The sequence below is a fragment of the Agrobacterium tumefaciens genome (assembly GCF_013337285.1).
GTDB classification, from domain to species: Bacteria; Pseudomonadota; Alphaproteobacteria; order Rhizobiales; family Rhizobiaceae; genus Agrobacterium; species Agrobacterium burrii.
Window position 1 is genome coordinate 951,955 of sequence record NZ_SUPW01000001.1, and the last position, 19,588, is coordinate 971,542.

Below are 19,588 nucleotides of genomic sequence, written 5' to 3' on the forward strand. Positions count from 1 at the left end.
CATGATTCTCTGACGCCGTCGACCCGTCAGTGCGTCATGCAGTCATGAACTGAAATCTCCGCGACATGCGCCTGCAGGCGAGATAGAGAAAAGGTATTCGAACAACCGTGCCATCGCCCATGTCCCATCTCGATTTTTTCTCATCGCTTATCACCGCGCATAGTCCGACGCTGCTGGCCATGTTTGCGGGCGCCGCGTTTCTCGCCGGTCTTGCCCGCGGCTTTTCCGGTTTCGGCGCAGCACTGATCTTCATTCCGCTGGCCAGCGCCATCGTCGGGCCGCGCATCGCGTCAGCGGTTCTGCTGGTGGTGGACGGCGTCTTGACGCTCGGCATGATACCGCCCGCCTTTCGCATGGCGAACCGGCGCGAAGTCTTCACCATGGCGGCAGGCGCACTTGTCGGCGTTCCGCTCGGAACCCTGCTGCTTTCCCATGGCGATCCGCTGACCCTGCGCTGGATCATTTCCACCGTGGTCGTCGTGCTTTTATTGTTTCTGTTGTCCGGCTGGCGTTATAGCGGGCGGCCGAAGACGCCTCTGACCCTGTTTACCGGGTTTCTGGCTGGGCTGTTTTCGGGTGCGGCGCAGTTGGGCGGCCCGCCCGTGGTTGCCTATTGGCTTGGCGGGGCGCTCAAAGGGGCCTTCGTGCGCGCCAATGTCATTGTTTATTTCGCCATTTCGACCGTGATTTCCACGGCAAGCTATTTCCTCAGTGGTCTTTTCACCGCCGATGTCTTCGTCTTTTTCCTGCTGGCCCTGCCATTTTACGGGGCGGGTCTTTACGCCGGCGCGCGCCTGCACGGATTTGCCGATGAGGCCGCATTCAGACGCATTTGTTACGGCCTGATCGCCATTTCCGCCGTCATCGGCCTGCCGCTGTTTGATTCGCTGTTGAAATAGGCAGGCCGCACCGGCCTGCCCTTGCCACCTTCAAGGATACATACGAACCTTCGACCACGGCGCATCCGGCGTCTCGCGGCGGAATTCGACGCGGTCATGCAGGCGAAACTTGCGGTCGTGCCAGAATTCGATGCTGACCGGGCGAATGCGAAAACCGGACCAGTGGGCCGGGCGCGGAATATCGCCGATGGCATATTTGGCGGTATATTCAGCCACCGCCTTCTCCAGCGCGAAACGGCCTTCCAGCGGCCGCGACTGCTTGGACGCCCAGGCGCCGATGCGGCTGCCGCGTGGACGTGAGGCGTAATAGGCGTCCGCCTCGGCGTCGCTGACGATTTCCACCTCGCCGCGCAGACGCACCTGCCGTCGCAGGCTTTTCCAGTGGAAACACATGGCCGCTTTTTTCTGGCCAAGAATCTCGCGGCCCTTCTGGCTTTCGAAATTCGTATAAAAAACGAAGCCGCGATCATCGACGTCTTTCAACAGCACCATGCGCACATTCGGCAGGCCGTTTTCATCGACGGTTGCGAGCGCTACCGCGTTTGGATCGTTGATCTCGGAAGCCGTCGCATCCTTCAGCCACTCGGCAAAAAGCGCGAAAGGTTCATTTTCTTCCGTGAAGTCACTGGATGTTAACCCCGTTTCCGACATATTGACTAAAATGCTCCCGAGCTGATTTGGACCCCAGAGATGATTTCTGGCGAAAGATGGTGACAGTCATAGCAAAGTCGAACAGTCGAACAAAGGGCCTCCTTTCGTCGATCGCGGAAGTTTCCGCCGTCGTGTCAATGCTCGTGGTGCTGAGCGGCTGCGTCAGCCTCGATCTGTTCGGCGGCGACAAGGTCGACCGCACGCTTTCCACAGCGTCCGTTCCCAACCAGCCGAATAACGGCCAGCAGACGGATGATGCGACCATCCGCAATGCGGTAACATCCGCCGATCTTGCCAAACTGGCCGACCAGCCGTTGCCCTGGGCCAATGCCGCAACCGGCAGCGCGGGTGTCGTCACCGCCATTCACGAAGACAAATCCAGCGGTTTCGTCTGCCGCGATTTCAGAACGACACGCCACTCCTTCGAAGGCGTAGCTGCTTACTCAGGACAGGCCTGCCTTTCGGAAACCGGCGAATGGTTGATGACCCGCTTCGAGCAGAAATAATCTGTTTACCTTGGCGCATGGAATAAAGCCGGCCACCGCGCGCCGCGCTTCGCGCGTAAAGGAGTGATTAGCAACTTATTGCAACAGTCGACGTTGATTAAACCGAGGGCGTGTACGCGAATGATCGCGGGCATCCCTTTTCGGAGAGGTTAGTTTCAGGATTGCGCCATGATGGGCAGCAGGCGCCTGAGCCAACGTAACTGGTGTTTCGGATGCGCGATCCATATTCGATCCTCGGCGTTAAGCGTGATGCCCGCCACGAGGAAATAAAGACCGCCTGGCGCACGAAGGCGAAAACCGTGCATCCCGACGCCAATCGCGACGACCCCGACGCTTCGGCGCGATTCGCCGAGATCGGCCAGGCCTATGACCTTTTGAAAGACCCCAAAAAACGCGATCTTTACGATCAGGCCCGCAAGGCGGCCGAGAAGAAGCAGCGCGGCGAAACCATCATGCAGCAGCGGGCGTCGGCCCGCGAGGCAGAGGAACGCGCCAAGGCCGCTGAGAAGCTGATGGAGGAACTGGCCCGTGCCGATGCCCGCAACCGGGCGCAGACCGGCCAGAAAACCGACGGGAAGCCCGAAACAGCCGAGGATATCGTCGAGCGGATTTTCGGCGCCGATGCGCAGAACGATCCCAAGGTGCAACAGGCGGCCGAAGCGGCGAAGGCTGCGGCCAGCGGCGCAAAAGGCGACGTTCCGAGGACGAGTGAAACGGCACAACCCGCCGCCGCTGACGACAGATCCGCACCTTCCTCGCTCGCCGGCAATCTTTTCAGCGCTCTCGTGCGCCGGTTCCGCACACCGCAGCCGGTTCCGGAAAAGGCGCCGGACATCACGGCCGAAGCCACCATCACGGTTGCCGATCTTCTCGAGCGCAAATGGGTTACCATTGGGCTTGCCGAGGAGCGGGAAGCCCGCTTCCAGCTTGAGCCGGGCATGACTGACGGCCATGTGGTGAGGCTCAAAGGACAGGGGCTGAAACTTCCCGGCATGGCGCGCGGCGATCTTGCCGTGACGTTGCTTGCCGCACGCGACGACGCCTTTTCCGTTCGCGGTTTCGATATTCACACGACGTTGCCGATCTCGCTCGGGGATGCGGTTCTGGGCTGCGAAACGAAAGTCCGCACCCCGCTTGGCGAGGAAAATCTCAGCATTCCCGCCTGGTCGGGTTCCGATCGCGAGCTGCGGCTCGCCGGTAAAGGCCTTGCCGATGGCAAGGGTGGATATGGCGATCTCGTCATCGAATTGCGCATCGTCCTGCTCGAAAAGCCGGATGAAAAGGTGACCGACCTGATGCGCCACATGCGCGAAGGCCTTTATTTGTGAAAGTTTTGCGAATAGCCGGGACAACGCACCCTTTGTTACGCTCCCTAACAGTTGATGATCTTTGGCAATCTTGAACAGGATTGCAGCCTATGCCATAGGCAGGATCAATCGAAAGTATCAGGGAGCATAAAATGGCTCAGGCATCCGGCCTCATGGCTGGCAAACGCGGCCTCATCATGGGCGTCGCAAATAATCGTTCAATCGCTTGGGGCATTGCAAAGGCCTGCGCCGACGCAGGCGCGGAACTCGCACTCACCTGGCAGGGTGACGCGCTGAAGAAGCGCGTCGAGCCGCTGGCGCAGGAACTTGGCGCCTTCATGGCCGGCCATTGCGACGTGACGGACCTCGGAACGATCGACGCGGTTTTTGCCGCGCTGGAAAAGCACTGGGGCAAGATCGACTTCGTCGTGCACGCCATCGCCTTTTCCGACAAGGACGAGCTGACCGGTCGTTACCTCGATACCAGCCGCGATAACTTCAACCGCACCATGGATATTTCCGTCTTTTCGCTGGCCGCTGTCGCCAAGCGCGCAGAGCCGATCATGAATGATGGCGGCTCGATCCTGACGCTGACCTATTACGGCGCCGAAAAGGTCATGCCGAACTACAACGTCATGGGCGTGGCCAAGGCCGCACTTGAGGCCAGCGTTCGTTATCTCGCCGTCGACCTCGGCAATCGCGGCATCCGCGTCAACGCCGTTTCCGCCGGCCCGATCAAGACGCTGGCCGCTTCCGGCATCGGCGACTTCCGTTACATTCTGAAATGGAACGAATATAATGCACCGCTGAAGCGCACGGTTTCGATCGAGGAAGTCGGCAAGTCGGCGCTTTACCTGCTGTCCGACCTTTCGACCGCCGTGACCGGCGAAATCCACCATGTGGATTCCGGTTACCACACCATCGGTATGAAGGCCGTGGATGCGCCTGACATTTCGGTGGTCAAGGACTAACCATCAGGAATGCTTGAAACAGGGGTATCGCCTTGCTCGTCTATGTGATCCGGCACGGACAAACGGACTGGAATGCGATACGCCGGCTTCAGGGCCAGAAAGACATTCCGCTCAATGATTTCGGCCGCCAGCAGGCGGTCGGCAATGGCAGGCTGCTCGCCCATTTGCTCGGCGAGCAGGCCACGGATTTCGACTATGTGGCAAGCCCGCTGGGGCGCACGCGCGAAACCATGGAACTGATGCGCGGCGCGATGGGTCTCGACCCCCTTGCCTACCGCACCGACGACCGCCTGATCGAAGTTTCCTTCGGCGACTGGGAAGGCCATACCCTGCCCGATCTGAAAAAGGAATTTCCCGACCGGGTGAAGGCGCGCATGGCCAACAAGTGGGACTTTATTCCCCCCGGCCAGGATGCCGAAAGCTATGAAATCCTCTCCTGGCGCATCGGCGCATGGCTTTCCTCCGTCGAGGTGCCAACCGTCTGCGTCTGCCACGGCGGCGTCATCCGCTCGATCTTCCGGCTGGTCTCCGGCATGGACAAGGACGAGGCGTCGCGAACGCAGATCCCGCAGGACCGGATTTTGAAGGTGGAGATGGACAGGAACAGTGCGGAGTGGGTGTCGTGAGGGCACGCGGAGCGTAATTCTCTGCGCCGTCGCCTTTGAAACGCTTGTAAATTGGCTGAGCGGACGCCGTTACTTTCTTCTCCCCGCCGGGGAGAAGAAAGCTAGATGCACTCGCTCGTTTCACAACGGAGGTTTGGCATAAGGGCTGAGTAAGGGGCTGGTCCTACTCAACGACCTGAAGATCGTCGACCACGCGTTTTCCATCCACTTCCGTGTAGAAAACCACGACCTTCACGCCCGCCTTCAAACCTTCGAAGTTGAACTCTTCCGGCACACGATAGGTCTTGCCGTCGTTGAGCGTAATGCTCAGCCCGTTCGCATCGATCTTGCTGATCGTGCCTTCCACATCGACGCTCTGGGCGAAGCTGTTGATCGGCATCAGGAGGTTGGCGGTGGCCAGAAGGGCGGCAATCATCATACGCATCGATCTAGCTTTCGTGGATTTGCGTGAAAACCTTACATGCATGAAGAATTGCCTTTCGAATGTGGCGGAAATCGCCCGCAACCATGACATTTTCGGCCCAATTGATGAACGGATTTGGGATCGTGTTCAAGCCGTTAGTGATTTTTACACCGCATTTCGCGGCAATATTGGAAAACTCCGGATAAACGTGGAAAACGACGGCGCTTTTACATTTCCGTCATCTCGAAAAATCTCGTCGGCCGGCACGAATCGCCGCCCACTCTCATCCCGGCGCTTGCCTGCGGGATGGGGAAGACGCCTGTTGATGTCGTGTTCGGCACTTATCCTGCCGCAGTGAAAGAAAGGCTTTTGCCTTGTCCGGATTTACACTAAGACAAATCCGCTTGTTTTAAACGGCGCTACCCGCAGGCGCCCTGTTTTCCGGTTTTGAGAACTATGTCGCATAACAGCTTCGGTCATCTTTTTCGCGTTACCACCTGGGGAGAAAGCCATGGGCCGGCACTTGGCTGCGTGGTGGATGGCTGCCCGCCCGGCCTGCGCTTTACCCTTGCCGAAGTGCAGCACTGGATGGACAAGCGCAAACCCGGCCAGAGCCGTTTCGTTACCCAGCGTCGCGAAGACGATATCGTGAAAGTTCTCTCCGGCGTGATGCTGGACGAGGACGGCGAAACGATGATCACAACAGGCACGCCGATTTCCATGCTGATCGAAAATACCGACCAGCGCTCCAAGGACTATGGCGAGATCGCCAAACGTTTCCGCCCCGGCCATGCGGATTTTACCTATGATCTGAAATACGGCATTCGCGACTATCGCGGCGGCGGACGCTCCTCAGCGCGCGAAACCGCAGCGCGGGTAGCGGCGGGCGCGATTGCGCGCAAGGTGGTGCCTGATCTCAATGTGCGCGGCGCGCTGGTGCAGATCGGCAAACACAAGATCAATCGTGACAATTGGGATTGGGACCAGGTGGACCAGAACCCGTTCTTCTGCCCCGATGCGGCCATGGTGCCTGTCTGGGAAGAGTATCTCGACGGCATCCGCAAGGCGGGCTCTTCCATCGGTGCGGTTGTCGAAGTGGTGGCGGAAGGCGTTCCGGCCGGTATCGGCGCACCGATCTATGCCAAGCTCGATCAGGATATCACCTCCAGCCTGATGTCGATCAACGCCGTCAAGGGCGTGGAGATCGGCGAAGGTTTCGCCTCGGCCGAGCTTTCCGGCGAGGACAATGCCGACCAGATGCGCATGGGCAATGACGGCAAGCCGATTTTCCTTTCCAACCATGCCGGCGGCATTCTTGGCGGCATCGCGACCGGCGAGCCCGTGATCGCCCGCTTCGCCATCAAGCCCACCTCCTCCATTCTGACGGAGCGTCTGTCCATCGATACCGACGGCAATAATGTGGATGTGCGCACCAAGGGTCGTCACGACCCCTGCGTCGGCATCCGCGCTGTGCCTATCGGCGAGGCGATGGTGGCCTGCACCGTTGCCGACCATTATCTGAGGGACCGCGGCCAGACCGGCCGGTTGAAGTGAGGGGATATCGCCATGGCCTATGACCAGAAACGCGTTGTCGACGCCATCCGCGCTTTCGAAGCCGGCGAAATCGTCGTTGTGACCGACGATGACGACCGCGAGAATGAAGGCGATCTGATCATTTCGGCGGTTCACTGCACGCCGGAAAAAATGGCGCTGATCGTGCGCCATACCTCCGGCATCGTCTGCGCCCCCATGCCGCGCGAGGAAGCCAAGCGGCTGAACCTCAACGCCATGGTGGCAGAAAACGACAGCGCGCATACGACGGCCTTCACCGTCAGCGTCGATTTCAAGCACGGCACCACGACGGGCATTTCCGCCGACGACCGCACATTGACGGTGCGCAACCTTGCAAACCCCAATGTCGGCGCTTCCGATTTCACACGGCCGGGCCATATCTTCCCGCTTATTTCCCGCGAGGGCGGCGTACTGATGCGTTCCGGCCATACCGAAGCGGCGGTCGATCTCTGCCGGCTCGCCGGCCTGCCGCCCATCGGCGTCATCAGCGAGCTGGTGAATGATGATGGCAGCGTAATGCGCGGCCCGCAGGTTCTGGATTTCGCCGACAGGCACGGCATGAAGCACGTTTCCGTCGCCGATCTCATCGCCTATCGCCAGCGCAAGGAAACGCTGGTGGAGATGGAATCCTCCTTCACCATCGAAACACCCTTCGGGCCGGCCAAGGCGCAGACCTATTCCCTGCCCTGGGATCCGATGCAGCACATGGCGGTGATTTTCGGCGACATCAGGGACGGCGTCGACATTCCCGTCCGTCTTCACCCGGAAAACGTCGCAGACGACGTGTTCGGCGACCGCCAGCCGGTGCGGCATTATATGCAGAAGATCGCCGAGGAAGGCCGCGGCGTCATCGTCTATCTGCGCGAAGGCTCCGTCGGTGTCGGCCAGGTGGCCGGGCGGCGCAAGGCGCGTGACCCGGACGAAGCACATGCCCAGGCCCGGTCGCGCGAGAATGAATGGCTGGAAATTGGCCTCGGCGCACAGATTCTGAAAGACCTCGGCATCAGCTCCATCAAGCTGCTGACCACCCGCGAACGGCATTATGTCGGGCTTGAAGGTTTCGGTATCCAGATTTCGGCGACGGATATCTGCTGATTTCTGAGGGCTAGAAGGCCCGGCTTCATACCGCAATTGTGAGGCGAGCGGGTGCTTTTTCCGCCTTCTCCCCGAGGGGGAGAAGGTCGCGGCAGCGGATTGAGGGGGCCACGTTGTCGATAAACGGAGAGCTTGCCCCCTCATCCGACCCTTCGGGCCACCTTCTCCCCGGCGGGGAGAAGAAACCAGCGGCAACGCTGTGCTACCTCAAGGGCGAAGATGGCGTCGTGTGAGGACATCCGTCTCACCATGCCACCAGCCACGAAGTTCACTTCTCCTCCCGCCAGCCCTCCAGATAATTCACGCTCTCCACCCCCGTAAACCGGGCAAGCCGCGCCAGTTCGGCGTCGAGCTTCTCCAGCCGTCCGGCCGAGGCGCGCACGCCGGGCTCCAGCCACAGGCGGCGCACATCCAGCGTCCCGCGTTTGCGGTCGGCCTTCATATCGATGCGGCCGATCAGACGGTCGCCTTCCAGCAGCGGGAAGACATAATAGCCATATTGCCGTTTCGGCTCCGGAACGAAGACCTCGATGCGGTAATAAAAGCCGAATAGCCGCTCCATGCGGTTGCGGTCGCGCAACAACGGATCGAAAGGGCTCAGCACACGGACGCGCGGTGAGGGTTCCGGCAGGTCCGAGATATCGGCGCTGAAATCAGCAAAGGCATAGGACGGGCGGGCGCTCTCGCCGTCGCTTGCAAGAAGCGAGACCTCGCAGAGTTCGTCGCGGTGGCTTTTGACCCAATCCCTCGCCTCCTGTGGGGTGACGAGATCAAAAAAAGCGGCGATTTCGCCGTGGGTGGCGAAACCCAGCCGCTTCAGCGCCTGCCGGCAGGCCCAGTCGACGAATTCTGCATGCTCCACGTCGCTTTCGTGATGCTCGCCGGGAATGACCCGTTCGGCCAGATCATAGACCTTCTGGAAATTCACGCGGCCGGCAATCGCGAGCTTGCCGGTGTGCCAGAGATATTCGAGCGCGGTCTTGGACGGATGCCAGTTCCACCAGCCCCCGGATTGATGCCCCTCCTCCTTCAGTTCCCGCGCCAGAACCGGACCTGTCGCGGCAATGCGCTCCAGCGTTTCACCGAAAGCGGCATCGAAGCCCTCGCCATGCCATTTGCGCCAGCGCTCCTGAATGATCGGTTCACGACGGCGGAAGCGGTGCTTCCAATAGGGATAAAATTCTGTCGGCACGATGGAAGCGTCATGCGTCCAGTGCTCGAAAAGCGCGCGGTCCTTTTCCAGAAGCGTGGTCAGATGCTCGCGCTTGTAGGTCTGGTTGCGGGAGAAAATAATCTGATGGTGGGCGCGCTCCACCGTGCCGATGCTGTCCACCTGCACGAAGCCGAGTTCGGTAATGAGTTGCAGTAAATCGCCCTTGGAAAGCGCCTTGCCGGGCGGGGAGCAAAGCCCCTGCCGCGCCAGAAAAATCCGCCTTGCCGCTTCGTTCGAAACCTTGATCACCATGGGGCAGAAGGTAGAACGGCTTTTTCAGGATTGCAATGTTCTTTTTTTGTTCTTCCCTCAGTTTTGTTTTCGCAATCACTACCTGTTAAATCTGGCACCGTATGGAGGCCATTGCTTTGTCCCCTCGTTTATATCCAGCACGAGGCGCAGAAGACTTTTCTTCAATCAAATGGATAGAGAATGTTTCGTCGAGCCGCATCAGCTTCCAGCCTTGGCGCTCACCACTATTGCTACCGCCTCGGACCTGCCACACAAGCATAATGCCGTTTCCTTCATCCGTAATACCGACAGCATGGACCTCAACAACGCGAACGTATCCGTCATATCGTAGTTCAAGGCACTTAGCCGAACGCAGAGCTTCACATGGGGTATGCAGGACCATTTGAGCCTCCTAACAACTTAACGACGGAACATATCTGATTCCTTCATCATCTTTTACTTCTGTTTGTGACGGGATATAGGACCAGAAACAGACCCTAAGGACATAAGAACTTGGAAATCCGTTTCGACGCCGCCGGTGTGGCCTTCGAGGGCAGGCGGGCCTTGCACCCATTGTCTCTGACGCTGACAGAGCGGCGTATCGGCGTGATTGGCCTCAATGGTTCGGGCAAGACCACCTTCGCGCGGCTGATCAACGGGTTGACCAAGCCGACCGAGGGCAAGGTGTCGGTGGACGGTCTCGATACCGTCAAGCATGCGAAAACCGTGTTGCAGACGGTCGGCTTCATTTTCCAGAACCCACAGAACCAGATAATCCTGCCGATCGTGCGCGACGATGTCGCCTTTGGCCTGAAGCGCCTAGGCATCGGCAAGGCGGAAACCGAAACACGGGTGAAGGCCGTTCTTGCCCGGCTTGGCATTTCTCATCTCGAAGAGCGGCGCGCGCATGAGCTTTCCGGCGGGGAGTTGCAGCTGGCAGCACTGGCCGCCCTTCTGGTTACCGAGCCGAAAATCCTCATTCTCGATGAACCAACAAACCAGCTGGACCTGAAAAACCGCACTATCGTGGAAAAGACCATGGCGGTGCTGTCGCAGGCGTTGATCGTCATCACCCACGATCTGCCGCTGCTTGCCGGCTTCGACCGCGTGCTGGTTTTCCATGAGGGCGCGCTGGTTAAAGATGCTGCGCCTGCAGAGGCAGTGGCGCACTATCTGGAGGTGGCATCGTCATGAAATCGCTGCATGTCGAAGGCACCGGCTGGCTCTATCGCGTTTCGCCGCGCCTCAAGCTCATCACGCTTATGGGCTTCAGCATCGCGCTGTTCCTCACCCGCGATCTGCTGGTGCTGGGATGCGCCGTGATTTTGGCCGTTATCATCCTGCGCGCGACGCGACTACCCTTCCGGGAGATCGGCCTGCGGCTGCGGCCGGTGATGCTGACCATCCTGCTTGTCGCCGCCTTCAGCTATGTTCTGCTTCCGGCCCATGATGCGAGTGTCAATCTTTTGCGGCTGACGGCGCTGGCGCTGCTCGCCACCGCCGTCACCATCACCGTCAGCATTTCGCAGTTCATGGACGAGATCGCGCTTGCCGCCGCCCCTCTCGAGAGGCTGGGGCTGGTCAAGGCTGCCGATATCGGGCTTGCGGTCGGGCTCGTCGTGCGGTTCGTGCCCGAGATCGTCAACCGGTATCATGCGGTGCGCGATGCCCACCGGGCGCGCGGCCTGCCCGTGCGGATGGCCACCATCATCGTGCCACTCGTCATTATGACGTTGAAGGATGCCGACGCCATTGCCGACGCCATTGACGCGCGCGGTTTCAGAGGCCAAAGCTTGGCGCCAGATAACCATCCGGAGTTTTGAGTGCCATGACGACCCGCGACCTTGTGCTGATTTCGCTGTTTTCCGCCATCATCATCGCACTCGGGCTTTTGCCGCCGATCACGCTCGGTTTCATCCCCGTGCCGATCACCGCGCAGTCGCTCGGCGTCATGCTGGCCGGCGTCGTGCTGGGTGCGAAGCGCGGCACGCTCGCGGTGCTGCTGACGATCTTGATTGCCGCCATCGGCCTGCCGGTACTCTCGGGCGGACGCGGTGGTCTTTCGATTTTCACCACGCCGACGACGGGCTTCCTGATCGGCTGGATCGCAGCTGTCTTCGTCACCGGCACGCTCTCGGAAAAACTCGTCAATCGCAGCCAATCCGCTCTGGCGCAGGGCGTTGGTTTCTTCGTCGCTAGCCTCATCGGCGGCGTGGTCGTGCTTTATGCTTTCGGCATCACCTATCTGGCGCTGGTTGTCGGGCTTGGTTTCGAAAAGGCCTTCATGGGTTCGCTCGCCTTCATTCCCGGCGATGCGCTGAAGGCCGTGCTTGCCGCACTGGCCGGCCGTGCCGTGATGGCGGGTTATCCGCTTCTGCCGCAGCGCGCCTGAACAGACTTTCTTCAGGAGGAAAAGCATGGCGACGCGTTTATACGAACACCCGATCTTCCTCGAGCATATCACGCCCGAAGGTCACCCGGAGCGGCCGGACCGCCTGCGGTCGCTGAACATCGCGCTCGAACATCCGAATTTCGAGCGGCTGGTGCGAAAGGAAGCGCCGCAGGCCAATGAGGATGCGGTGTTGCTGGCGCATCCGGAAGAGCATCTACTTGCCGTCATGCGCCAGATTCCGCAAGAGGATGGCGGGATCAACCGTATCGAGGCCGACACTTACGTCTCGCCGAAAAGCCTGCAGGCGGCGCTGACCGGCATCGGTGCGGCAATGGCTGCGGTGGACGACGTGTTTACCGGTGCTGCCGATAATGTCTTCGTCGCGGCCCGCCCGCCCGGCCACCATGCGGAAACCGCCAAGGCCATGGGTTTCTGTCTTTTCAACAATGTGGCAATCGCCGCCCGCCATGCTCAGAAAAAACATGGGGCAGAGCGCATCGCCATCATCGACTGGGACGTGCATCACGGCAACGGTACGCAGGACATCTTCTGGAACGACACATCAGTGCTGTTCTGTTCCACCCACCAGATGCCGCTTTACCCGTGGAGCGGCGACAAGAACGAAACCGGCGTGAAGAACAATATCGTCAACGCCCCGCTTTCGCCCAATACCGGCAGCGACCATTTTCGTGAGGCCTTCAAATCCCGCGTGCTGCCGGCAATTGCCGATTTTTCGCCTGATCTCATCCTCATCTCCGCCGGGTTCGACGCGCATCACCGCGATCCGCTAGCGCAGATCAATCTGGTCGGCGAAGATTTCGACTGGGCGACGGGCCGGCTTCTGGAAATGGCCGACAAATACGCCTCGAACCGGGTCGTCAGCCTGCTTGAAGGTGGTTATGATCTGGAAGGGCTGGCGGAATCGGCAGCCATGCATATTTTGAGAATGATGAAGGGTTGAACATGACGGAAAATGCCAACACAGCCGATGTCAGCGGTTATTCCTTCGAAAAGGCCGTCGCCGAGCTGGAAAGCATTGTCGCACGCCTGGAACGCGGAGACGTGGCGCTGGACGAATCAATCGCCATCTATGAGCGTGGCGAAGCGCTGAAGAAGCATTGCGAGACGCTGCTGAATGCCGCCGAAAAGCGAATCGAGAAGATACGTCTCGACCGTGCGGGCAAGCCGCAGGGTGTGGAGCCGCTCGACGGAGAGTGATTGCGTTTAGGATGAGCCTTTGGATGCGATTCCATAAGGTAGCCACCTCCCGATTCAAACACTCGGCGTCATCCTCGGGCTTGTCCCGAGGATCTGCAACGTATTGATTTTTCGAGCGTGTTTAGATCCTCGGGACAAGCCCGAGGATGACGGAGGAGAGGTTTGAAGCCCTTCGTCAGCCGTAACCGCATGAATTAGTATTCTCACAATTTCGTGTTCACAAGGTTCGTTGACGCTGCGTTCGAGATCGCGATGCTCCCCTCCCCTTGGTTATGCTAAACTCCAATAAGACAATACGAGGAGCTTGCGATGTCCTTTTTTCCCGGCAACGATCCCGTCGCGGGTGATGCCTTTGCCTGCGACGCCATCGAAAACCTCATCATTCCCCGCACCAGCGATATTGGCGGCTTTGCCGTGCGCCGGGCGCTGCCCACGCGGCAGCGGCGGCTTGTCGGTCCCTTCATCTTTTTCGACCGCATGGGTCCGGCGATCCTGAAGGCCGGTGAGGCGCTCGACGTCAAACCGCATCCGCATATCGGGCTTTCCACCGTCACCTATCTGTTCGACGGCGAAATCAAACATCGCGACAGTCTCGGCACCGAACTCGTCATTCGCCCCGGCGACATCAACCTGATGACGGCCGGGCGCGGCATCGTGCATTCGGAACGCACGCCGGAAAATCTGCGCGGCCATCCGCTGTCCATGTCCGGCCTGCAGACATGGCTGGCGCTGCCGGACAATATGGAGGAAATCGCCCCGGCTTTTTCCCATACGGCGAAGGAAGACATGCCGCTGATCGACCTCAAGGGCGCGTCCGGCCGGGTCGTCGTCGGCGAATTCGAAGGCCTTACCTCGCCCGTTTCAGCCTTTACCGATACGCTTTATGTCGATCTTTCGCTGGAGCCAGGGGTAAAATTCCCCTTCTCCGCTGATCATGAGGAGAGGGCAATCTATATTCTGTCCGGTTCGCTGGATGTGGCGGGTGATATCTTCGCCGCCGACCAGCTACTCGTCTTCCGTCCCGGCGACGACATCACGCTTCAGGCCGGCGCGGGTGGCTGTCACATCATGATCTTCGGCGGGGCGGCGCTCAATCAGCGCCGCTACATCTGGTGGAACTTCGTTTCGTCATCAAAAGAACGCATAGAACAGGCCAAACAGGAGTGGAGAACCGGACGCTTCGATATCGTTCCCGGCGACGAAGAAGAGTTTGTCCCTTTGCCGGAAGGTTGAAATTCTATAGAAGTGTACGACATGCAGGGCTGCACCGTCGGCTTTCGACATGAAAGACGCTCTGGCACGCCCTGCTGACGACAAGAAAAGGCCGAACGATTGACCGGAATGCCACAGACACCATTGCTCGACCGGGTGAATTTCCCCTCCGATCTCAAGGAGATCGACGATCGCGACCTGCCGGAACTGGCACGGGAACTGCGCGACGAGATGATTGACGCCGTGTCGAAAACCGGCGGCCATCTGGGTGCCGGCCTCGGTGTGGTGGAACTGACGATTGCCATCCACAAGGTGTTCAACACGCCGGAAGACCGGCTGATCTTCGATGTCGGCCACCAATGTTATCCGCACAAGATCCTGACTGGTCGGCGCGACCGCATCCGCACGCTGCGACAGGAAGACGGGCTTTCCGGTTTCACCCGGCGGGCCGAAAGCGAATATGACGATTTTGGCGCCGGCCATTCCTCCACCTCCATTTCCGCCGGCCTCGGCATGGCGGTTGCGGCGGGTCTTGACGGCAGCGACCGCAAGGTCATTTCCGTCATCGGCGACGGCTCGATGTCGGCAGGCATGGCGTTTGAGGCATTGAACAATGCCGGCGCACTCGATGCGCGGCTGATCGTCATCCTCAACGACAACGATATGTCGATTGCGCCGCCGACGGGCGCGATGAGCGCCTATCTGGCACGCCTCGCCTCCGGCCGCACCTATATGGGCTTTCGCGATTTCGGCAAGAAACTCACGGCCTATCTCGGCAAGACCATCGACCGCGCCATTACCCGCGCAGTCACCCATGCGCGCGGCTATGTGACCGGCGGCACGCTGTTCGAGGAGCTTGGCTTCTACCACATCGGCCCGATCGACGGTCATTCCTTCGATCACCTGCTGCCGGTGCTGCGCAATGTGCGCGACAACCAGAAAGGCCCCGTCCTCATCCATGTGGTGACGCAGAAGGGCAAGGGTTATGCGCCGGCGGAAGCGGCGGCGGACAAATATCACGGCGTCAACAAGTTCGACGTCATCACCGGCGCGCAGGCGAAAGCCAAGCCGAATGCGCCGAGCTATACCAGCGTCTTCGCCGAAGCCTTGATCCAGGAAGCAACGCTCGACGACAAGATCATCGGCGTCACCGCCGCCATGCCGAACGGCACCGGGCTGGACAAGATGGCCGAGCTTTTCCCGTCCCGCACCTTCGATGTCGGTATTGCCGAGCAGCATGCCGTCACCTTTGCGGCGGGGCTTGCGGCTGACGGGTACAAGCCGTTCTGCGCGCTTTATTCCACCTTCCTGCAACGCGGTTACGACCAGCTGGTGCATGATGTGGCGATCCAGAGCCTGCCCGTGCGTTTCCCCATCGACCGCGCCGGTTTTGTCGGCGCGGATGGACCGACCCATGCCGGCTCTTTCGACACGACTTTCCTCGCCACCCTGCCCGGCATGGTGGTGATGGCGGCCTCGGATGAGGCGGAGCTGAAACATATGGTGCGCACGGCAGCGGCCTATGATGAAGGCCCGATTTCCTTCCGTTACCCGCGCGGCGAAGGCGTGGGCGTCGAGATGCCCGCGCGTGGTGAGATTCTTGCAATCGGCAAAGGCCGCATCATCAAGGAAGGCACCAAGGTTGCGCTCCTCTCCTTCGGTACGCGTCTTGCGGAATGCCTGGCGGCGGCCGAAGACCTTGAAGCGGCCGGCCTTTCCACCACGGTTGCCGATGCGCGCTTTGCCAAGCCGCTGGATCTCGATCTCATCCGCCAGCTGGCCAGCCATCACGAGGTTCTGGTGACCATCGAAGAAGGCTCTGTTGGCGGTTTTGGCGCGCATGTGCTGCATTTCATGGCCAGCGCCGGCCTGCTCGACCATGGCCCGAAGGTCCGGACTCTGACGCTGCCTGACCAGTGGGTGGAGCAGGCCAAGCCCGAGACCATGTATGCCAATGCCGGCCTCGACCGGGCCGGCATCGTTTCCACCGTGTTTAATGCGCTCGGCCAGCGTCAGGCCGACGTCGGTTTCGCCGGCTGACAAGATTGCCGGGACAGGAGGCGGGACTATCCCGCCTCTGTCTCAGGATGCAGCGCCATCGAGAAAACCGACGACATTGTCGATCCGTCCCTCGGCATCGCGGCTGACGACATCGGTACCACCCGCGACATCGTCTCCATCAGGTGAAATGAGACGCCATGAGAACCGGGTGAAGTTGCCGTGTCCGTCAGGGGTGCCGGCAAGAACGAAGCGATATCCCGGAAATTTCTGCCGCGCCGCCTCGATCATCGCGGCAATCCCCTGCTGTCCTTCGCCTTGCATCAGCGGGTCGACGTAGCGTGTGTTTTCTGCCCACGCCTGACCGACGAGATGCCTGCGGCGTTCATTGTCTTCTTCGTTCCAGGCTGCGAGATAGGTCTGGGCGATTGCGAGATGTTGCGTCATGATTGCGCTCCTTCTGGTTGACGGCCCAAACATGCCGGGGGTCGATAAGCGGAACAATTACCTGCGAGGTAATCGCATTGCCGATATGTTCTGCTAGGCTGCGGGGCATGACACATCATCGAGAACATGTCGGCCAGGTGCTGAAGGAATGGCGTGCCCGCCGCAGGTTGAGCCAGCTCGATCTGGCGGTGGAGGCGGAAATATCCGCGCGCCATCTGAGCTTCGTTGAAAGCGGGCGATCATCCCCCAGCCGCGAGATGCTCGCGAAACTGGCGGAGCAGCTTTCCATGCCCGCCCGCGCCGCCAACCGGCTGATGCTGGCGGCGGGTTATGCACCTGTTCATTCCGAACGCCCGCTGGATGCGCCCGACATGGCGGCGGCCCGACAGGCCGTCGAAACAGTGGTGCAGGGCCACATGCCCTTTCCCGCCCTTGCCGTTGATCGTCACTGGAACGTCGTTCTCGCCAATGAGGCGATCACGTCGCTTCTGGCTGGTGTTTCCGAGGAGTTGCTTCGGCCACCCCTCAATGCGCTGAAGCTGAGCCTGCATCCTGATGGATTAAGCTCCCGCATCGCCAACCTCGCCGAATGGCGGCATCATTTGCTGGAACGTCTGCGCCGTCAGGTCGAGGAAACGGGAGACGAGGTGCTTTGCCGCTTGCATGCGGAGCTTTCCGCCTATCCCGCGCCGAAGGCCTCGCCCCATGCCGCCGAGGCCGATCCGCTGGCCATACCATTGCAACTGCGCGATCCGGCATCGGGCGCCGTTCTGAGTTTCATTTCCACCACCACGGTTTTCGGAACCGCAACCGATGTCACGCTGTCCGAACTGGTGCTGGAATGTTTCTACCCCGCCGATGCGGCAACCCGCGCCGCCCTGATGACAGGCACAAAGGAGTAAGCCCCGTGCACACCACCTATCTCATCGGCTTCCAGATCCGTGACGGCCAGCGCGAGCGCTTTCTTGAGTTGCTGAATGCACTTCTCGACGCCATGCGGCATGAAAAGACCTTCGTGAACGCCACCCTGCATCGGGACGGTGAAAACGACAACCGCTTCCTGCTGCACGAGACCTGGAGCGACCATCAGGACGTGCTCGATGTCCAGATTCATCGCCCCTATCGCCAGGCATGGCACGATGCCCTGCCCGAGCTTCTGGAGGTCCCACGGGATATCTCCGTCTGGCATCCCATGCGGGCCGATCACGCCGCATAGGCGAGATCGTGACCGCTGGTCAAAGCCTGATGGCCGTTTCCTCTTTCGCCGTCTTGATGACGACCATCGTGACGAAGCGAGCGACATTGTTCTGGTCGCGGAACAGCCTGTCGCAGAGCGAGTCGAACTCCTCCATGTCGCGCAGGCGCAGCATCAGCACGACATCGCTTGCGCCTGTCACGGCATAGGCGTGCGACACGGCCTCTTCAGCACTGGCGATGTCCAGAAAGCGGCGCATATGCTGCTCGCCATGTAGTTTCAGCTCCACTGTCACCAGCGCCTTGATCACACGCCCGGCCTTTGCGGGGTTGAGGATCGCGACGATTCGGTCGATCACCCCCGATTTGCGCAGCCGTTGAAGGCGGCGCAGGCAGCTGGAAGGAGACAGCCCCACCTCGTCGGCCATATCCACATTGGTGCGCGAAGCATCGCCCTGCAAGAGGTTCAGAAGTTTCCGGTCGATCCGATCCATGCCGGCAGCATATCTCTCGCGGATGGATTTGCAATAAAATTGCACAAAGCTGCAATTTCTGACCACAAATGCGAACGGGTTCGGCCTAGTGAATGGGGACAACCTTCGAGGAGCCTCACATGCCCATTTTCGTCACCATCTGGCAGAAAACCCGGGAAACGCTTGATATCTACTGGGTGCTGGTGCGGATCACCGTTCCGATCGCCATCCTGACCGAGCTATTGTCGAGGATGGGTGCGATCGAGGCGGTGGCGCCGGCCTTTGCGCCCGTGATGAACCTCGTCGGGCTGCCGCCGGAACTCGGTCTGGCATGGCTGACGGCAATGCTGGTCGGCATATGGGGCGCGGTGCCGCTTATCTTCACGCTTGTTCCCGCATCGTCGCTTGATGTCGCGGATATCACGGTCTTTTCGGCGCTCATCCTCTTCGCGCATGGCCTGCCAATCGAGCAGAAAATCATCGAAAAGGCAGGACCGGGCATGCTCGTCACCACGGCGCTGCGCATCGGCGGTGGATTGCTCTATGCCTTTCTCCTGCACCAGCTTCTGGACGTGACCGGGTGGCTGTCGGCTCCAGTCAATCCCGCCTGGATTGCCATGGGCAACACGCCTGAATGGGCAGACTATTTTCTGGGTCTCGGTGAAACCATGATCTGGATGCTTGTCATCCTGCTCGTGCTGTCCCTCGGTCTGGAAATTCTCAGACTGACCGGCCTTCTGGCACTGATGATGAAAGCGCTGTCACCCCTGCTGCGGCTTGCCGGCATTCGCGGCGAGGCCGAACATCTCACCGCCATCGGATTGTTCCTCGGTATTTCTTATGGCGCGGGTTTTCTCATCCGCGAAGCGCAATCAGGGGCGATCTCGCCGCGTCAGGTCTTCCTGTCCTGCGTGTTCATGGGTTTTGCCCATAGCGTGATCGAAGACACCCTTGTGGTGATGGCGCTGGGGGCCGATATTTACGGCGTTCTGGTCGGACGGCTGGTTTTCGCCATCGCGGCAACCGCCGCCATTGCCGCCCTGCTGCACCGCCTGTCCGATGAGGTGTTTTTCCAGCGGATATTCAGGCCACAGAGTACGTAGGCGGATCGGCGCACGCCGTCGATCTCATCTGAAAAGCTGATGCAAAAAGGGGCCTCACGGCCCCTTCCTTGGGTTCA

General features: G+C 60.1%; 22 protein-coding genes. 17 read left to right on the forward strand and 5 right to left on the reverse strand.

Features of this window, described 5'->3' with window-relative positions:
* Nucleotides 1-119 precede the first annotated feature (119 nt).
* Nucleotides 120-899 (forward strand): sulfite exporter TauE/SafE family protein, encoded by a 780-nt coding sequence (locus tag FCH38_RS04675; RefSeq protein ID WP_174372980.1) that lies wholly within the window; start codon nt 120-122, stop codon nt 897-899.
* A 30-nt stretch (nt 900-929) separates the two neighbouring features.
* Here the strand turns inward: FCH38_RS04675 and pdxH are convergent, their stop codons facing one another.
* Nucleotides 930-1,550 carry a pyridoxamine 5'-phosphate oxidase gene (gene pdxH, locus FCH38_RS04680; RefSeq protein ID WP_174372981.1) on the reverse strand — a complete coding sequence of 207 codons (621 nt, stop codon included), beginning with the start codon at nt 1,548-1,550 and terminating at the stop codon, nt 930-932.
* 56 nt (nt 1,551-1,606) lie between these two features.
* Between pdxH and FCH38_RS04685 the strand changes: the two genes are divergently transcribed.
* From FCH38_RS04685 to FCH38_RS04700, 4 genes are all read left to right on the forward strand, one after another.
* Nucleotides 1,607-2,056, forward strand: coding sequence for an RT0821/Lpp0805 family surface protein (locus tag FCH38_RS04685; protein ID WP_149899011.1), 450 nt, complete (start codon nt 1,607-1,609; stop codon nt 2,054-2,056).
* A gap of 212 nt (nt 2,057-2,268) precedes the next feature.
* On the forward strand, nt 2,269-3,384 hold the full coding sequence (locus FCH38_RS04690; RefSeq protein WP_153513293.1) for a DnaJ C-terminal domain-containing protein: 1,116 nt from the start codon (nt 2,269-2,271) through the stop codon (nt 3,382-3,384).
* A gap of 131 nt (nt 3,385-3,515) precedes the next feature.
* The gene (gene fabI, locus FCH38_RS04695; protein WP_149898721.1) at nt 3,516-4,334 is read left to right on the forward strand and encodes an enoyl-ACP reductase FabI; all 819 of its coding nucleotides are present in this window, start codon (nt 3,516-3,518) and stop codon (nt 4,332-4,334) included.
* A gap of 32 nt (nt 4,335-4,366) precedes the next feature.
* The gene (locus FCH38_RS04700) at nt 4,367-4,960 is read left to right on the forward strand and encodes a histidine phosphatase family protein (protein WP_174372982.1); all 594 of its coding nucleotides are present in this window, start codon (nt 4,367-4,369) and stop codon (nt 4,958-4,960) included.
* A 163-nt stretch (nt 4,961-5,123) separates the two neighbouring features.
* On the opposite strand, the gene FCH38_RS04705 is transcribed toward FCH38_RS04700, so the two are convergent.
* Nucleotides 5,124-5,384 carry a DUF1344 domain-containing protein gene (locus FCH38_RS04705; RefSeq protein WP_006309807.1) on the reverse strand — a complete coding sequence of 87 codons (261 nt, stop codon included), beginning with the start codon at nt 5,382-5,384 and terminating at the stop codon, nt 5,124-5,126.
* Between the two features lie 435 nt (nt 5,385-5,819).
* Here FCH38_RS04705 and aroC point away from each other — a divergent pair, with 435 nt between their 5' ends.
* Complete coding sequence (gene aroC, locus FCH38_RS04710) at nt 5,820-6,917, forward strand: chorismate synthase (RefSeq protein ID WP_174372983.1); 1,098 nt, start codon at nt 5,820-5,822, stop codon at nt 6,915-6,917.
* Between the two features lie 12 nt (nt 6,918-6,929).
* Nucleotides 6,930-8,030 (forward strand): 3,4-dihydroxy-2-butanone-4-phosphate synthase, encoded by a 1,101-nt coding sequence (gene ribB, locus FCH38_RS04715; protein WP_149898718.1) that lies wholly within the window; start codon nt 6,930-6,932, stop codon nt 8,028-8,030.
* 268 nt (nt 8,031-8,298) lie between these two features.
* On the opposite strand, the gene FCH38_RS04720 is transcribed toward ribB, so the two are convergent.
* Nucleotides 8,299-9,495 carry a winged helix-turn-helix domain-containing protein gene (locus tag FCH38_RS04720; protein WP_153513289.1) on the reverse strand — a complete coding sequence of 399 codons (1,197 nt, stop codon included), beginning with the start codon at nt 9,493-9,495 and terminating at the stop codon, nt 8,299-8,301.
* Nucleotides 9,496-9,987: 492 nt separating this feature from the next.
* On the opposite strand from FCH38_RS04720, the gene FCH38_RS04725 reads away from it, so the two are divergent.
* From FCH38_RS04725 to dxs, 7 genes are all read left to right on the forward strand, one after another.
* Nucleotides 9,988-10,668 (forward strand): energy-coupling factor ABC transporter ATP-binding protein, encoded by a 681-nt coding sequence (locus FCH38_RS04725; protein WP_153513287.1) that lies wholly within the window; start codon nt 9,988-9,990, stop codon nt 10,666-10,668.
* Complete coding sequence (locus FCH38_RS04730; RefSeq protein ID WP_153513286.1) at nt 10,665-11,297, forward strand: energy-coupling factor transporter transmembrane component T family protein; 633 nt, start codon at nt 10,665-10,667, stop codon at nt 11,295-11,297. Before FCH38_RS04725 ends, FCH38_RS04730 begins: the two co-directional genes overlap by 4 nt.
* 5 nt (nt 11,298-11,302) lie before the next feature.
* Nucleotides 11,303-11,866: a biotin transporter BioY gene (locus FCH38_RS04735; protein WP_149898714.1), complete on the forward strand. Its 564-nt coding sequence runs from the start codon at nt 11,303-11,305 to the stop codon at nt 11,864-11,866.
* A gap of 25 nt (nt 11,867-11,891) precedes the next feature.
* Nucleotides 11,892-12,827 (forward strand): histone deacetylase family protein, encoded by a 936-nt coding sequence (locus FCH38_RS04740; RefSeq protein ID WP_174372984.1) that lies wholly within the window; start codon nt 11,892-11,894, stop codon nt 12,825-12,827.
* A gap of 2 nt (nt 12,828-12,829) precedes the next feature.
* On the forward strand, nt 12,830-13,084 hold the full coding sequence (locus FCH38_RS04745) for an exodeoxyribonuclease VII small subunit (RefSeq protein ID WP_003503059.1): 255 nt from the start codon (nt 12,830-12,832) through the stop codon (nt 13,082-13,084).
* A 309-nt stretch (nt 13,085-13,393) separates the two neighbouring features.
* The gene (locus FCH38_RS04750; RefSeq protein ID WP_174372985.1) at nt 13,394-14,317 is read left to right on the forward strand and encodes a pirin family protein; all 924 of its coding nucleotides are present in this window, start codon (nt 13,394-13,396) and stop codon (nt 14,315-14,317) included.
* Nucleotides 14,318-14,416: 99 nt separating this feature from the next.
* The gene (dxs, locus tag FCH38_RS04755; RefSeq protein ID WP_174372986.1) at nt 14,417-16,336 is read left to right on the forward strand and encodes a 1-deoxy-D-xylulose-5-phosphate synthase; all 1,920 of its coding nucleotides are present in this window, start codon (nt 14,417-14,419) and stop codon (nt 16,334-16,336) included.
* Nucleotides 16,337-16,378: 42 nt separating this feature from the next.
* Here the strand turns inward: dxs and FCH38_RS04760 are convergent, their stop codons facing one another.
* Nucleotides 16,379-16,741: a nuclear transport factor 2 family protein gene (locus FCH38_RS04760; RefSeq protein ID WP_174372987.1), complete on the reverse strand. Its 363-nt coding sequence runs from the start codon at nt 16,739-16,741 to the stop codon at nt 16,379-16,381.
* Between the two features lie 107 nt (nt 16,742-16,848).
* On the opposite strand from FCH38_RS04760, the gene FCH38_RS04765 reads away from it, so the two are divergent.
* Together FCH38_RS04765 and FCH38_RS04770 are read left to right on the forward strand one after the other, a co-directional pair.
* A complete protein-coding gene (locus FCH38_RS04765; protein WP_174372988.1) occupies nt 16,849-17,643 on the forward strand; it encodes a helix-turn-helix domain-containing protein in 795 nt (264 codons plus the stop codon).
* A gap of 5 nt (nt 17,644-17,648) precedes the next feature.
* Nucleotides 17,649-17,957, forward strand: coding sequence for an antibiotic biosynthesis monooxygenase (locus FCH38_RS04770; RefSeq protein ID WP_174372989.1), 309 nt, complete (start codon nt 17,649-17,651; stop codon nt 17,955-17,957).
* Between the two features lie 19 nt (nt 17,958-17,976).
* Here the strand turns inward: FCH38_RS04770 and FCH38_RS04775 are convergent, their stop codons facing one another.
* A complete protein-coding gene (locus tag FCH38_RS04775; protein ID WP_174372990.1) occupies nt 17,977-18,429 on the reverse strand; it encodes an Lrp/AsnC family transcriptional regulator in 453 nt (150 codons plus the stop codon).
* 119 nt (nt 18,430-18,548) lie between these two features.
* Between FCH38_RS04775 and FCH38_RS04780 the strand changes: the two genes are divergently transcribed.
* Nucleotides 18,549-19,511: a nucleoside recognition domain-containing protein gene (locus FCH38_RS04780; RefSeq protein ID WP_174372991.1), complete on the forward strand. Its 963-nt coding sequence runs from the start codon at nt 18,549-18,551 to the stop codon at nt 19,509-19,511.
* Nucleotides 19,512-19,588: the final 77 nt, after the last annotated feature.